This is a genomic window from Allofrancisella inopinata, assembly GCF_012222965.1.
Classification (GTDB): Bacteria; Pseudomonadota; Gammaproteobacteria; order Francisellales; family Francisellaceae; genus Francisella; species Francisella inopinata.
In genome coordinates this window covers 1097683-1112808 of the sequence record NZ_CP038241.1, presented here as the reverse complement: position 1 = coordinate 1112808, position 15126 = coordinate 1097683, and the positions used below count along the sequence as shown (strand labels likewise).

The window sequence follows — 15126 nt, the reverse complement described above, 5'->3', positions numbered from 1 at the left end:
TAAAATGTGGGCAATTGTTGGTAGTAGTGGATTTGAATATTTCGATAGTTTTGAGATTATAGAAGAGTTATCTAGAGAAACTCCTTTTGGTTTATGCTCAAATGGATTATTTAAAGTAAAAATAGACAAGCAAGAAGCGTTATTTTTAAACAGAACAGGTCTTGAGCAAAATATCTTACCACATCAAATTAACTACAAAGCTAATATCTATGCGTTAAAAAAATATGGTGCAACTTCTATAATAGCGCTTTCTTCGGTGAGAAGTTTAAGAGATGAGTTAAAGCCAGGAGATATGGTAATTCCATACCAATTTATAGATAGAACAAAATCTTTACGTGACTTTACATTTTGCGAGCAAGGTTTACTTAACTACGTTTCTCTTTCAAGGCCAATAACTGAAAGCATAGCTGAAGAAATTAGAGAAAGAAAAGCAGATTTTGATTTTACTATACATTTCAAGCAAAGCTATGTTTGTATTGAAGGGCCACAGTTTCCAACAATTATAGACGCTAAATGTTTTCAAAGTATGGGTGGTGGTGTAATAGGCATGACAGCTTATCCAGAATTTGCATTAGCAAGAGAAGCTGGTTTAAATTATATTTGTTGTAATTTCATAGTTGATTATGTTCCCTGGTCTTATGACGTTAGGAATGAATATAATGTTTTAGAAATAAGACAAACAAATAACATAAAAGCTGAAAGTATAGTTAAATGGTTGGTTAAAAACTTATCTTTTTATTCTGAGAATGATTGTCATGAGCTTGGAATAGCTAGATATTTATCTACTCCTTTAGATACACTGCCTCCAAACAAAAGGGCTTGGCTAAAAGTTATTGCTAAAGATAACTCTAAACATGAAAAAGCACTTGAAGCCGAAATTTTTAAGAAAGTTCCTGATTTGTATGGTGGAATCAAAACAATACCTGCCAAAATGCAAGATCTACTAACTTTCATAAGTAAATACGATAGAGATGGAAATCGTAGAGACATTGAATCAACGAGAAAGGCAGCAGCTTCACTTAACTTATATAGTTACCAAAAGCTAGAAATTAAGAAAGTAGAGGATCTACAAATTACTCATAACGATGGACATAATATACCAGTTAGGCTCTATAACCCGGATCCTAGTAAAAAACTTCAGGTAATAGTGTTTTCACATGGAGGCGGGTTTGTTTCAGGAACTTTGGACTCTTTTGATGCATTTTGTAGAAAAGTTGCAATAACTACAAATAGGGTAGTTTTTTCTATAGATTATAGACTTGCTCCTGAACATAAGTTTCCAGCAGGGTTAAATGATGTAGAATTTATTGCTGAGTATGTTTACAACCATGCAAAAAGTTTTGGAGTTTCTAAAAAAGAATTTACACTAATGGGTGATAGTGCAGGAGCTAATTTATCTATTCTTGCAACTTATAACTTATTAAAAGGTAATAGAATCAAAATTGCTAATAATATTATTTTATATCCATCTGTTGATTTATCACATATGCCAACTAAATCGTTAGAAGATTTCGCTAGTGGTTATATACTAACTAAAGCCAAAACTATGTGGTATTCAGAATTATATGTACCAGATAATGTTGATAAACAATCTCCTGAAATATCGCCATTTTATATCAAAAAATTAGAAGGTATGCCACGCACTTTAGTTATAACAGCTGGGTTTGATCCACTAAAAGATGAAGGTCTACTTTTTGCAGAGAGACTTATACGACACAATGTGGAAGTACAGCATTACCATTTTGATAGTTTGGTACATGGGTTTATTAACTTTTCAAAGCTTATTCCAAATGAGATGGATATTTTACATACAAGAATAACTAAATTTCTTAAATAGAAAATGAAGAATTACGTTTTACAAATCGAGTATTTTGGGAAAAAGTATTGTGGTTGGCAACGACAATCGCATTCATCAAGTATACAAGAGGAACTAGAAAAAGCCTTATCAAAGATAGCTGACCACAATATAGAAACTATATGTGCTGGTCGGACTGATACTGGGGTGCATGCAAGCTCACAAGTTGTTAATTTTTTATCTGATGCAGACAGATCTCTACAGGCATGGCAACGAGGAGTAAATGCATTGTTACCTCAAAATATAAAAGTTTTGCAAGTAAAAGAAGCTGAATTAGATTTTAATGCAAGATTTTCAGCTGTAAATAGAACTTATAATTATGTAATTTATAATGCTCCAGTGAGTTCACCTTTGTTTGCGGAACATACGTTATGGGAAAATAGACCTTTAGATATACAAAAAATGAATCAAGCTTGTAAATATTTACTTGGTGAGCAAGATTTTAGTTCATTTAGGTCTTCTCAGTGTCAATCAAATACAGCTTTTAGAAATATTAAAAAGGCAGAATTTGTAAAATTTGGTAATTTTATAATTTTTGAAGTAATAGGAAATGCTTTTTTGCATCATATGATTAGAAATTTAGTAGGATCTTTGATTAAAGTGGGATTAGGTTTTAAAAATCCAAATTGGATAAATGATTTATTAATAGCTAAAGATCGTACTCAAGCAGGGCAAACAGCTAAAGCTCAAGGACTTTATTTTGTTGGGGTTGAGTATCCGGAATTTAGCTTTAATCGTTCTGTTTTAGATATGTTTTGTATATAGACTTTTACAATTTATAGAATATACTTGCTGAGATCCTTATCTTTAACTAACTTACCTAATTTTTCATTAACGTACTCAGTAGTTATACTGATGGTCTTATCAGTTAATTCTGGCGCGTCAAAGGAAATTTCTTCAAGTAGTTTTTCCATTACAGTATGTAAACGTCTAGCTCCAATATTCTCAATTTCTTCGTTGACTCTGTATGAAATCTCAGCAATTTTTTGAATAGCATTGTCATCAAAAGTTAGCTCAACGCCTTCTGTTTTCATTAAAGCAATATATTGCTTAAGTATCGAACAATCTGGCTCTTTAAGAATTCTAACAAAGTCATTTATTTCAAGAGATTTCAACTCTACTCTTATAGGTAATCTACCTTGAAGCTCAGGAATTAAATCAGAAGGTTTTGCTACATGAAATGCTCCTGAAGCGATAAATAAAATATGATCTGTTTTTATCATTCCATATTTCGTTGATACAGTAGAGCCTTCAACAAGTGGTAAAAGGTCACGTTGTACACCTTCGCGAGATACATCAGCACCAGCAGTATTAGATTTTTTACAAACCTTATCTATCTCATCAAGAAAAACAATACCATTTTGTTCTACAGATTCCAAAGCACGAGCTTTTATATCTTCTTCATTAATTAGCTTAGCAGCTTCTTCATCCTTTACTAGTTTGATAGCGTCTTTTATTTTCATTTTTTTATTTTTCTTCTTGTCACTACTTAAGCTAGAAAATAAATCTTGAATTTGACTTGTCATATCTTCCATACCTGGAGGTCCCATTACTCCAATAGCTTTTGGAGCAGCCGCTACTTCTATTTCAATTTCTTTATCATCAAGTTCACCATTTTGAATTTTTTTTCTAAAAATTTCACGGGTTTTGTTCTCTTTTTCTTTCTTAGAAGTTGAGTCTTCAGCAGGCTCATTAGCAAAGCCAATCTTTGATTCAATTGGTCTAGCTGGTGGGATTAGTACATCAAGAATTCTATCTTCCGCTAATTTAGAAGCTTTTTCAATAACTTTATTTTTAGCTTCTTCACGCTTCATTTTTACAGCCATTTCTACTAAATCACGGATTATAGATTCAACGTCTTTACCAACATAACCAACTTCAGTAAATTTAGTAGCTTCAACTTTAATAAATGGAGCATCAGCTAATTTAGCGAGTCTACGAGCTATCTCTGTTTTACCTACACCGGTAGGTCCGATCATTAAAATATTTTTTGGGGTTACTTCTTGACGCATTTCACTATCTAGTTGCATTCTACGCCATCTATTACGTAAAGCTAAAGCAACGGCTTTTTTTGCATCATTTTGACCAATTATGTGTCTTTCTAATTCTTGTACGATTGTCTTTGGAGTCATTATTTGCGTCATAATGTATTAACTATCCTTTTTGTTATCTAAGCTTTCTATCGTGAAATTATGGTTTGTGTAAATACAAGTATCTGCTGCAATAGTTAAGCTTTTTTTGACTATTTCTTCAGCTGATAAATTTGTGTTTTCAACAAGAGCAGTTGCCGCAGAACGAGCGTAAGTTGATCCTGATCCGATAGATATAATATCATTTTTATCTGCTGCCATCACATCCCCAACTCCAGATATTAGTAGTGATAATTTTTCATCTGCTACGATAATCATAGCTTCTAGCTTACTAAGCATTCTATCTAGACGCCATTCACGTACCATTTCTACCGCGGCACGCTCCAGATTTCCTTGATAAAATTCTAATTTTTGTTCAAATTTTTCAAATAATGTAAATGCATCAGCAGTAGAGCCAGCAAAACCTGTAAGAACTTTACCACCATTTAGTTTTCTTACTTTTACAATATTATCTTTTGCTATAGAGTTGCCTAAAGTTGCTTGACCATCTCCTCCTATAACTACCTTATCTCCTTTTCTAACACATAAGATAGTAGTTCCTTTCATTTTTTCCATAATTGACACACCTTATTTAGTGGTTTATAAATTTAAAAATATGTATTAATTTAATATAACTAGATTGGGACCAGTTATGTTTTTTACAAGCTTTTTTAATATTATTTTTTTATATTTGTTCGAAAGTAATACAACGGGTGTATTTTTATGATATATTTTAGCTGGTTTTTGTTTATTTTTGTTTAACTTTACAGAGAGTGTTGATATGAGAAGTGATTTAAACTTTAAAGAGACGATTAGCTTGGCTACGAATATTTATAAGAGATCATTTAAACTCACATTCGTGTTAGCATTTATGCTGTCATTTATATCTGAATATTGCTTTGTGTATATGATGCAGCATGGTATGGCTGAGTATATAGAAAGTGGTGGAAAAACTATACCAGTAGACTTTCCGTCAGCAAATGTACTAGGTTTTATGGTACTAGTAATTATGGTAGCTACAATTTTTGTCTATGCTATGATAATTTTGTTACAAGGAATTTTTATTAAAAATCAGCTAAAAGCATCTGAAGCTATAAAACTTTCTTTACAGATCTTTTCTAAACGAATATTTTCTTTTTTAGGAGCTTTTTTATTGTCTATCATCGTATTAACGTTATTGTCAATGTTTTTACAGTATATAGGCATCTTTCTTGCAATCTTGTTATTTTTAACGGTTATGCCAGCTGTACTTTTGGGTAAGAGTGGCATTTTTGAAGCTATCAAAGATAATCTTAAGGTAATCAAATTAAACTTTTTTTATATGTTTAAGTTGGTGTTTGTGGTACTAATTCTTATGGTGGTTAAGCCGCTACTTACTTTTGGTTTAATATATTTGTTAAAAAATGTAGGTATGGAGATAAGCCCTTTAGAAAATAGTATTCAAAATATTATTGTGACAATAGTAGATTCATTAGTGGTGCCATTTATATTTGCTATTACAGTAGCTACTTTTTTAGTAACTCGTGGGAAAAATGCTATTGATCAAAATATTTGATTAAATCTTTAAACTTATGATTTTGGCTAAATTTAATACCTTTTTTAGAAATATCTTTTTGTTTACTTTGATAATCTAGCTCACTAATTATACCAAATTCGACTTTTATTTTTAATTCTTCTTGGTTTTCAGAATATGTTTTTGTAAACGGTAAAGTTTTGCCAAAGCACCAATTCCAACTTTTTAATACGTTGATTTCTTGTTCGATAAGCTCTTTATTTGCAAGAGGAGTTTGTTCATTTATTAAGCTCAGTTCGACACTTTTAAAACTACTTAAAAAAGCTTTTGTAATATCTTGGGTTTGTAAATCATGTTTTAATTCATTTAGATTGATTACTTTAGATCTATATGATTTTACTCCTTTAGTATCCAAAGATGTATCAATTGGTTGGTGTAAGTAGTTATAAAGCTTGCTAGTGTTTGCATTTATTAATAGTGTTCCATGGTGAAATGCTCTGTCTTTTTTTTCTCTAAAAGCACTCCCGGAAATTTTATATGTGAAATTGTTATGATCAACTACAATATCATTTCTTTGGTTTGGATAGGCATTTATTTCCAATTTTCGGATAACACTACAAACAAGTTCAAGATTAGCTTTAATATTGTGATCATTTTTTGGAGAAATGATCGTATAGTTTAGATTACCAAAATCATGATAAACAGTACCACCGCCACTTTGACGTCTAATGATAGGTACATTGTCTTTTTCCATAGCCAATAGATTACATTCTAGCCACGGGTTTTGAGCCCTACCTATTACAACGCATGGCGAGTTTTGCCATAAAAATAATATTTTTTGATCTTTCAAATCTTCCAAGAATAACCAATTTTCTAAAGCTAAATTAAAATAAACATCGTTGCTTTGTGATATATATATGTTCATTAGGTAGTAGTTATTTATAGTTTACTGTAAGTATAAGGTTTTATTGGTTCTATAAAAGTGTTTTGTGATATAATTTTGCTTTATTGAGTAAAATTAAAGTTAAATAATCTGATGTCATCCATACAGCAAACCCTAGATATTATTAAAAGAGGGGTGGACGAAATTCTTTTAGAAGAAGAGTTGGTTAAAAAGCTTCAAAAGAGTAAACCTTTAATTATAAAATTTGGTTGTGATCCAACTGCTCCAGATATTCATTTAGGACATACAGTCGTTATTAATAAACTTAAGCAGTTACAAGATTTAGGTCATGAGATTCATTTTCTGATAGGGGATTTTACAGCTCAGATTGGCGATCCAACTGGCAAAAATGCTACTAGACCACCATTGACAGCACAAGAGGTTGCTAAAAATGCAGAAACTTACACAAGTCAGGTTTTTAAAATCTTAGATAAAGAAAAAACTATTGTGTGTAGAAATAGTGATTGGTTTAACAATATGTCAGCGGCTGATATGATTAAACTAGCTTCTAAATCAACAGTTGCTAGAATGCTTGAAAGAGATGATTTCTCTAAGAGATATAAAAATAACCAGTCTATTTCTATACATGAATTTTTGTACCCACTTGTACAAGGTTATGATTCTGTGGTAATGAAGGCTGATATAGAGCTAGGTGGTACTGATCAGAAATTTAACCTGCTAATGGGTAGGGAGCTTCAAAAACAAAATAACCAAGAGCCACAAGTTATTATAACTATGCCATTACTTGAAGGTTTAGATGGTGTTAAAAAGATGTCAAAATCTAGCCAGAATTATATAGGTATAGAAGAATCAGCAATTGATATTTTTGGCAAAATTATGTCAATCTCTGATGAACTTATGTGGCGTTATTATGAGTTGCTTAGTTTTAAATCTTTAGAAGCTATCACTAGTTTAAAGCAAAATGTGCTTAATGGTGCAAATCCTCGTGATATCAAGATAGAGTTAGCAAAAGAGCTTATACAAAGATTTCATTGTATAGAAGCTGCTGAAAATGCCCATCAAGATTTTATACAAAGATTTCAAAAAAACCAGATACCTGAAGATATAAATGTTGTAGAATTAGATATAAAAGAAAGTTTACCTATAACTAATTTACTAAAAGAAGCAGGTTTGGTTGCTAGCACATCTGAAGCTAACAGAATGATTAAGCAAGGAGCTGTAAAAGTTGATGGTGAGAAAGTTGATGATAACAAATTAGTTTTCAAAATTGGTACAGAGAATGTATTCCAAGTGGGTAAGCGTAAATTTGCCAAAGTTATTATAAAATAAGGAGTTTATAAAATGGATAAGTTTTTATCGATATTTGTAGGTGTTTTAATTATTGTAACAATAGTTACAGTATTTATTAGTCTGTTTCCGCTAGCTTTAAAAGTTTGTATAATTTCAGCTATTATTAGTGCCATAATCTATGTTGCCCTTAGACTAATTGAGAAATTTAGTAACTAATTATTATTGGTAAAGGTGTCCATAAAGTTAGTATCCCCTTTTATACCTTTCAGCTTATTAGCTGAAATCTTCTAAATTCTAACTATAACGAGTCATTTTACGTAATATTATATAGCCTACTAGGCATAAAGTAGTACTAACTAAAAATAGCTTAAAACTAAGCTATTTTAGTAGATTCTGTGGTCAAGCCTGACGGAGTTGTAAGTTAAATTCTTAGTTTCGTTAGCTATATTTTGTTATAATTCCAGTTTAACAGTCCAAGAAGAGTTTATTCATAGCTGATATGAGTAAAAAGTTTTAACCTATTTCCAAATTTTGGTATGCTAAGAGATAATTTGAGCGAGATTAATTTCAAAAATGCAAAAGATTTTAAATTTACATAAGTTAAAAACATCTCTAGATAAAAATAATACAGCTATATATCAACTTGATGATATTTGTTTAAATGATTATATCGGTAGTAACCTTAAAATAGAGTATTTAAACGAAATAAACTGTATTACATGTGGAGCTAAGACTAATAAAAGCTATTCTCAAGGTTACTGTTTTATGTGTATGAGAAGGTTACCGGAATGTGATATCTGTATAGTGAAACCTGAATTATGTCATTTTGCACAAGGTACATGTAGAGACTCGGCATGGGGTGAGGATAACTGCATGAAGACACACATAGTTTATTTAGCAAATACAGGAGATGTGAAAGTAGGTATTACAAAATTAAAAAATATACCTTCACGTTGGATTGATCAAGGAGCTAGCCAAGCTATACCTATCTTTGCAGTAGAGAGTAGATTAATTTCTGGGTTAGTTGAAATACTAGTAAAAAAATATATTGCTGATAAAACTAACTGGCGTAAAATGCTTCAGGGTGAGCCAGATACCTCTATAGTTTTATTTGAACTACGAAATAAAATATTAGAAGTAATAAACTCAGAAATTAGTAGTATACGTTTAAAACACGGCGAAAATAGTGTTGAGCCAGTAGAAGGAAGACTTCAGATAATAAATTATCCTGTTATCCAGTATCCTATAAAAATTAAATCGCTTAATTTAGATAAAGATCCTATAATCAGCGAAAAACTTATGGGTATAAAAGGACAGTACTTAATCTTTGATACAGGAGTCATAAATATACGTAAATTCAGTGGATACAAGTGTAATATAATAATCTAGAATGTATCATTGGTTAAATTTTTAATTTAATTTTACTGTATTATGGTTTAAAATTTTATTGGTGCTTCGACTTAGCAATCCCACTTTAAATATAAGGCTTTGATGTGAGTTTAAATAAAGGTCAGAATTGTTAAATATAATTAATATGGTGCCCGGGGCCGGACTCATCTAATATAAACAAGAAATATTACATGTTAGTTTCAGTACCTTGTATATACATTAAGACTGGCATTAAAATAAAACCTAGGTAAATTATAAAATAAATCTAAGGTTTTGGATTTTTATATATTAAAAATCGCAATTAATCGCAAAATGCTGTATAATCAACTCATTAACATTTAATAAGGGCTAAAAATATGGCTTTGTCAGTTAGATTATCAGATGATTTAGTAATTAAAGCAAAAACAATAGCTAAGGTTATGCACCGATCTTGTGCAAGCCAAATAGAACATTGGGCTATGATTGGTAGAATTGTAGAAGAAAACCCGGACCTGCCTTATGATTTTGTTATTGGAAGTTTAGTAGCAAAAGCTGAGATGGATAATGGACTGGTAGAAGATTATGAGTTTGAAAATTAAACAAACCAATACGTTCAAAAAATATATAAAAAAACTATCTATCAAAGATAAAAAAGAAGTAGATAACGCTGTAAAACTTATCGCTAGCAATCCCAGTATAGGAGAGCAAAAGAAAGGAGATTTAGACTTTCTAAGAGTGTACAAGTTCAAAATAAATAATCAGCTTATATTGCTTGGCTATAACTATAATGACGAAACTATTACATTAACATTATTAAAAATTGGCTCACATGAAAATTTCTATAGAGACATAAGAAAGGTTTCTTTCTAAGAATTAATTCCACCTAAGAGGTCAGCCTATACTTTGTAATATCTCGATTCTTGCATTTAGATTGTGTTTCATCAATCTAATTCCATTTTTTTAAAAGTCACGTTAATCAAAAGTTTTATTGTTTCAAAATATTAAACTTCTTTCATTTACCTATACAAATATGAATATAAATTTGTTTTAAATTATTTTAAATTACAAAAATTATAAAAATATCAAAAATTAATATTTATTCATAAAATATATTTACTTAAATTAAATTTTACTATATTTTATATTTTGTATTTAACTTAACTGGAGATTTAATATGTTAAATAAATATGTATATGGTATTAGTTCAGTCTTAGGGTTGGCAGTGCTTTTAAGTAGTTGCTCTCAAGAGGAGCTAACAGAATATCAAATAGGGACAAATTGTGATGGTGCAGTTTGTAGTATAGAATTAGACCAAGCTGATTTGCTTAGATATACAAACGTAGTAGGTAAAACAGTAGATAAGGTCCTAAAACAAGAAGCTGTACCAGAACCACAATATAACATAACCTGGGTTCTGTCAGATGGTCAGTTTGCTACAGATCAGCAACTTAGTGATAAGAATTTACCATTATGTAATGGTGATTGTACATCTGAGTCTAATCCGACCGGTTGGATATTTAGTACAGCAGGAGCACATCAGATAGGTGTTTCTGGAACGATAACATATCCAGATGGTACTGTTCAAAAAATTGACTTAGCTAAAACAGTAAGTACAGAGTACGGTGCAGTTAAGATTGATGCAGAGGTTGTAGGAGGTTCAGGATTGGACTATAAATTTACAGCTAATACAACAGATACTGGAATACCAGATGATGCAACTTTTACTTGGAAAGTAGATGGTACAGAGATTGGTACAGGCCAAGAGATAGAGTATCTTTTCCCAGCACCAAATACAACTTACACAGTAACTTTAGAAGTCTCTGTAGATGGAGAGATAATCTCAACAGATACAAAAGATATACTTACAGGTGAAATAGTAGAGCCGACATTAATACCTGTAGTAGATAGTAGTGATCCGCTTACTTATACAATAACAGCAGATACTACAGGTACAATTATAGATAGTAGCTGGACAAAGCAGTGGAAGATAAATGGTGATGTAGTACCAAACGCTACAACAGATACGCTAAACCATACATTTACCCAATCTGATACAACATATCAAGTTGAGTATATTGCTACAAAAGGTGAACTTACAAGAAGTGCTACTAAAACTATACAGGTAGGAGAAGTCATTCAACCGACATTAATAACTACTCCAGATAGTAGTGATCCACTTATTTACACGATAACAGCAGATACTACAAATACAAGTATAGATAGTAGTTGGACAAAACAGTGGAAGATAGATGGTAGTGTAGTATCGGGAGCAACAACAGATACGCTGAACCATACATTTCCTTCCGAGTCCAATAAAACATATAACATAACGTATACTGCTACAAAAGGTCAAAGTATCAGAACTGCTACTGATACTATACATATAGGTGAAGTCAATCAACCATCATTATCATATAGCCAAGATGGTAGTGATCCACTTAAATTGACAATCACAGCGAATACTACAGGTACAATTATAGATAGTAGTTGGACAAAAGAGTGGAGGATAAATGGTGATGTAGTACCAGGATCTACAGATACGCTAACTCAAACATTCCCACTTACTAGCACAACATATCAAGTAGAGTATATTGCTAAAAAAGGTAATAGTACCAGAAGTGTTACTGAACCTGTACTCACAGGCCCAGCTACAGCACCTGAATTGGATAGTTATAGAACAGGGTTATTAGAATATACTTTAAACGCAGATCTAACAAATACAGGTATAACAAGTGCTTGGACGTTATCTTGGAGCTCAGATCCAGAAGCAATAGATATTTATCCAACTTCACATGGGGCTGGATATGTAGAATTTGGAGACTATGAAACTAATTACACCGTAACTCTAACAGCTACTCCACCAAATGACTCAGGTCTTAGTCCTGTAACAGCTAATATAAGCATTGACACAGGAGAAGGTTTTAAAACCTCAATGGAGCTGGAAGGTGGCGATTACTCTAACATAAAAAATAGTGGTGATGGATCTACAAGTGGTATCACTTGGACTAAGTCATCTAATAGCAAGATTACTTTCACTTGTCCAAGTGGTTATGCATATCCATCTTCTGTAACTGCTCCAACATTCGGTAATTATGTAGACTATTCTATGGGAAAAACTGTACTTAGAGCTTATTTATCAGTTGATAATACTGATGGAAAGATTTTTTCAGACCAAAAAAGATCTGAAACCAAGCTACATTATAGAAACCAAAATGACTCCGAATTAGTTTCTATCAGTTGCTATGAAGTTATACAATAATATTAATAAATAGGGGTAGGAATTATCAACTGCCGCATTCTAAAATTTACGATCAAGACTAGTTATACATTTTTTTAAATTAATTCAATTTGAGTTTTTTTCAGATATTTTTTTAAAATTAGAACTAACTGTATTAGCTTATTATAAGCTTTATTAATGTTGTGATTTTTTTCAGGTATTCAGAAGATACGGATTCTATTTTTTCAGCGTTTCTGACTTTAAAATCTAGTGTTCTAGCTTGATAAGTTAAAACATATCCTTCTGTTTTATTATTTGCTGGCGTTGGTATAGTAAATTTATTTTTTCTTTCTGTATTTGTTATGGGAGCAACCATGGCAAAACCAGTATGCTCATTAAATATCTTTCTTGAAAGTACCAGTGCCGGGCGTCTTTTCATTATTTCACTGCCAGCTGAAGGGTCAAAATCTAGCCAGATGATATCTCCTTGCAGAGGTACATATTTCATATTTCCATACCTTTAGGATTTAACCATTCTTCATCTTCTGGCGTTACTCTAAAGCTATCTTTATCACTCTCAGCTAATAGCTGCTCTAAAGTTAATTCTTCATGGTGGGGCTTTAAAATGATTTGCTCATCTTTTATATTTAAATCAAGCTCATCACCTATGTGTAGATTTAAAAGCTTTAGTATTTTCTTTGGGATATTAATCCCAGCAGCATTACCAGTCTTTCTAATTGTAAGTGTTGTCATGCTATTCTCATTTTTATTGTGAGAATTATATTATACCATATGTAATACAAATGTAATATGTGCTTTAACAAAGAAGGTTTAAGATTGTGGATATTTAAGGTAGTTAAAGATGCTAAGCTAATTAATGCTTATTTATAAACAGGAAACTTATTACAAAGTTCTAAGATTTGCTTAGCGACATCTTTTTCTATTTGCTCGTTACCACAGTTAAAAACCACATCAGCTAGTAAGTTTGCTACAAGTTCACACTCAGTTTCTTTAAATCCACGAGTTGTAATAGCAGGGCTACCAATCCTTAAACCACTAGTTATAAATGGTGAGCGAGGATCATTTGGAATAGAGTTTTTATTTACGGTGATATTTGCTCTACCTAAAGCAGCTTCAGCCTCTTTACCAGAGAATCCAGAGTTTGTAATATCTAAAAGTAGTAGGTGATTATGAGTTCCACCAGATATGATATTAATATTACGTTGTTTAAGTACTTTTTCCATCGCTTTAGCATTTTTTAGTACTTGTTTTTGGTACTCTATAAAGCTTGGTTCTAAAGCTTCTTTAAAAGCGACTGCTTTAGCTGCAATTACATGCATTAAAGGACCACCTTGGATACCTGGAAAGATAGCAGATTGAAACTTTTTAGCTAGCTCTGGATTATTGTTGCAAAGGATCAAACCACCACGAGGTCCCCTAAGGGTTTTATGGGTAGTAGTAGTTGCAACGTCTACATATGGAAATGGGCTAGGGTAAAGTCCAGTTGCTACTAAACCAGCTACGTGGGCAATATCTGCCATAAGTACAGCACCTACAGAGTCAGCAATTTCTCTGAATTTTTCCCAATTTAAGATTCCAGAAAAAGCAGAAAACCCAGCGATTATCATTTTTGGTTTGTGCTCTTTTGCTAGTGCTGCTACTTGCTCATAATCGATATCACCAGCTTCATTGAGACCATATTGTATAGAATTGTAAATCTTTCCTGAAAAATTAACTTTACTTCCATGAGTTAGATGTCCACCAGCGCTTAAATCCATACCAAGTACAGTATCACCTGGTTTTAGTACAGCGTTATAGACAGCCGCATTTGCTTGAGAACCAGAGTGTGGTTGTACATTAGCATAATCAACGTTAAAAAGTTTTTGTGCTCTTTCAATAGCTAACTTCTCAGCTATATCAACATATTCACAACCGCCATAATATCTTTTGCCATGATAACCTTCGGCATATTTATTTGTTAGCTGGGAGCCCTGAGCTTCCATCACAGCAGGGCTAGCATAGTTTTCTGATGCGATAAGCTCTACATGTTCGTGTTGTCTTTTAATTTCAAGTTCTATAGCGTCAAATATTTCTTTATCAGTATTTTTTAGACTATTTTTATCACGGTTGAACATATCTTAATTGTCTCCTGATCTTCTAAAATGAATAAAATAAGTTGAATGTTTTAGATTATATCTTATATCCTTATATATAGTAAATAAATAACAGATACTAAATTATGGGCAAAGTAATAGATCTAGATGAAGTTGAACGTCTTGAGCGAGAAGAGGAGAATTCGCACTACCGACTGTCAAGAAGTAAAACTAGCGTAAAAAAAGATATGCTTGAAATTACAGATTTTGGTAAAGCACTTATTGATCTTAGTAATCAGCAGTTAGGCAAGCTTCCGATTTCTGATAACCTTCGAGATAATATTTTAGCTGCTAAGTCTATGCAAAAGATAGCTTTAAAAAGACAAATTCAATTTATAGGTAAACTATTGCGAAAGGTTGATAACCTTGATGAAATTCAAAAAGCTTACGATATAATTATAAATAAAGATAAGCAAGCCAATCTTTTATTTCATCGTTTAGAAAATATCCGTGATAATCTTTTAGATTCTGATAAAGACAAGAGTAACCAAACTTTAGATAATCTAATTGTGGAATTTCCAGATATGGATATCCAAAAATTAAGACAATTAATTAGATCTCATTATAAAGAAGCAGAAAAAAATAAACCAAAAAAATCATATAGAGAAATATTTCAATTAATTAAAGAATTACATACATCAAATAACTAATATTTGTGATCTATGATTAAGACTAGCGAATTTATATTTTTTGAAAT

At 31.7% G+C, this 15126-nt stretch carries 16 protein-coding genes; 10 read left to right on the top strand and 6 right to left on the bottom strand.

Features of this window, described 5'->3' with window-relative positions:
* Positions 1–4 precede the first annotated feature (4 nt).
* Entirely contained in the window at positions 5–1837 is a 1833-nt protein-coding gene (locus tag E4K63_RS05065; RefSeq protein ID WP_133940349.1) for an alpha/beta hydrolase fold domain-containing protein, read from the top strand.
* 3 nt (positions 1838–1840) lie between these two features.
* Complete coding sequence (truA, locus tag E4K63_RS05060; RefSeq protein ID WP_133940347.1) at positions 1841–2620, top strand: tRNA pseudouridine(38-40) synthase TruA; 780 nt, start codon at positions 1841–1843, stop codon at positions 2618–2620.
* An 11-nt stretch (positions 2621–2631) separates the two neighbouring features.
* Here truA and hslU read toward each other — a convergent pair whose 3' ends face one another.
* Together hslU and hslV are read right to left on the bottom strand one after the other, a co-directional pair.
* Positions 2632–3999 (bottom strand): ATP-dependent protease ATPase subunit HslU, encoded by a 1368-nt coding sequence (hslU, locus tag E4K63_RS05055; protein WP_133940345.1) that lies wholly within the window; start codon positions 3997–3999, stop codon positions 2632–2634.
* A 6-nt stretch (positions 4000–4005) separates the two neighbouring features.
* Positions 4006–4560 carry an ATP-dependent protease subunit HslV gene (gene hslV, locus E4K63_RS05050; RefSeq protein WP_133940343.1) on the bottom strand — a complete coding sequence of 185 codons (555 nt, stop codon included), beginning with the start codon at positions 4558–4560 and terminating at the stop codon, positions 4006–4008.
* A gap of 205 nt (positions 4561–4765) precedes the next feature.
* Here hslV and E4K63_RS05045 point away from each other — a divergent pair, with 205 nt between their 5' ends.
* Complete coding sequence (locus tag E4K63_RS05045) at positions 4766–5539, top strand: hypothetical protein (protein WP_133940341.1); 774 nt, start codon at positions 4766–4768, stop codon at positions 5537–5539.
* On the opposite strand, the gene E4K63_RS05040 is transcribed toward E4K63_RS05045, so the two are convergent.
* Positions 5520–6422 carry a lipoyl protein ligase domain-containing protein gene (locus E4K63_RS05040; RefSeq protein ID WP_133940339.1) on the bottom strand — a complete coding sequence of 301 codons (903 nt, stop codon included), beginning with the start codon at positions 6420–6422 and terminating at the stop codon, positions 5520–5522. The two genes, E4K63_RS05045 and E4K63_RS05040, sit on opposite strands and share 20 nt — an antisense overlap.
* A gap of 111 nt (positions 6423–6533) precedes the next feature.
* Between E4K63_RS05040 and tyrS the strand changes: the two genes are divergently transcribed.
* From tyrS to E4K63_RS05010, 6 genes are all read left to right on the top strand, one after another.
* The gene (tyrS, locus tag E4K63_RS05035; RefSeq protein ID WP_133940337.1) at positions 6534–7730 is read left to right on the top strand and encodes a tyrosine--tRNA ligase; all 1197 of its coding nucleotides are present in this window, start codon (positions 6534–6536) and stop codon (positions 7728–7730) included.
* Between the two features lie 12 nt (positions 7731–7742).
* On the top strand, positions 7743–7907 hold the full coding sequence (locus E4K63_RS05030; protein ID WP_166666868.1) for a hypothetical protein: 165 nt from the start codon (positions 7743–7745) through the stop codon (positions 7905–7907).
* A gap of 357 nt (positions 7908–8264) precedes the next feature.
* Positions 8265–9080, top strand: coding sequence for a DUF2797 domain-containing protein (locus E4K63_RS05025; protein WP_133940335.1), 816 nt, complete (start codon positions 8265–8267; stop codon positions 9078–9080).
* 356 nt (positions 9081–9436) lie between these two features.
* Complete coding sequence (locus tag E4K63_RS05020) at positions 9437–9658, top strand: TA system antitoxin ParD family protein (protein ID WP_035718705.1); 222 nt, start codon at positions 9437–9439, stop codon at positions 9656–9658.
* Positions 9642–9929: a type II toxin-antitoxin system RelE/ParE family toxin gene (locus E4K63_RS05015; RefSeq protein ID WP_035718702.1), complete on the top strand. Its 288-nt coding sequence runs from the start codon at positions 9642–9644 to the stop codon at positions 9927–9929. The genes E4K63_RS05020 and E4K63_RS05015 overlap by 17 nt, the downstream gene beginning before the upstream one ends.
* 304 nt (positions 9930–10233) lie before the next feature.
* Complete coding sequence (locus E4K63_RS05010) at positions 10234–12318, top strand: DUF3281 family protein (protein ID WP_133940333.1); 2085 nt, start codon at positions 10234–10236, stop codon at positions 12316–12318.
* 133 nt (positions 12319–12451) lie between these two features.
* Here E4K63_RS05010 and E4K63_RS05005 read toward each other — a convergent pair whose 3' ends face one another.
* From E4K63_RS05005 to glyA, 3 genes are all read right to left on the bottom strand, one after another.
* Complete coding sequence (locus E4K63_RS05005; protein WP_133940331.1) at positions 12452–12784, bottom strand: type II toxin-antitoxin system PemK/MazF family toxin; 333 nt, start codon at positions 12782–12784, stop codon at positions 12452–12454.
* Positions 12781–13029: an AbrB/MazE/SpoVT family DNA-binding domain-containing protein gene (locus E4K63_RS05000; protein WP_133940329.1), complete on the bottom strand. Its 249-nt coding sequence runs from the start codon at positions 13027–13029 to the stop codon at positions 12781–12783. The genes E4K63_RS05005 and E4K63_RS05000 overlap by 4 nt, the downstream gene beginning before the upstream one ends.
* A gap of 128 nt (positions 13030–13157) precedes the next feature.
* Entirely contained in the window at positions 13158–14411 is a 1254-nt protein-coding gene (gene glyA / locus E4K63_RS04995) for a serine hydroxymethyltransferase (RefSeq protein ID WP_133940327.1), read from the bottom strand.
* A gap of 104 nt (positions 14412–14515) precedes the next feature.
* Between glyA and yjgA the strand changes: the two genes are divergently transcribed.
* On the top strand, positions 14516–15079 hold the full coding sequence (yjgA, locus tag E4K63_RS04990; protein WP_133940325.1) for a ribosome biogenesis factor YjgA: 564 nt from the start codon (positions 14516–14518) through the stop codon (positions 15077–15079).
* Positions 15080–15126: the final 47 nt, after the last annotated feature.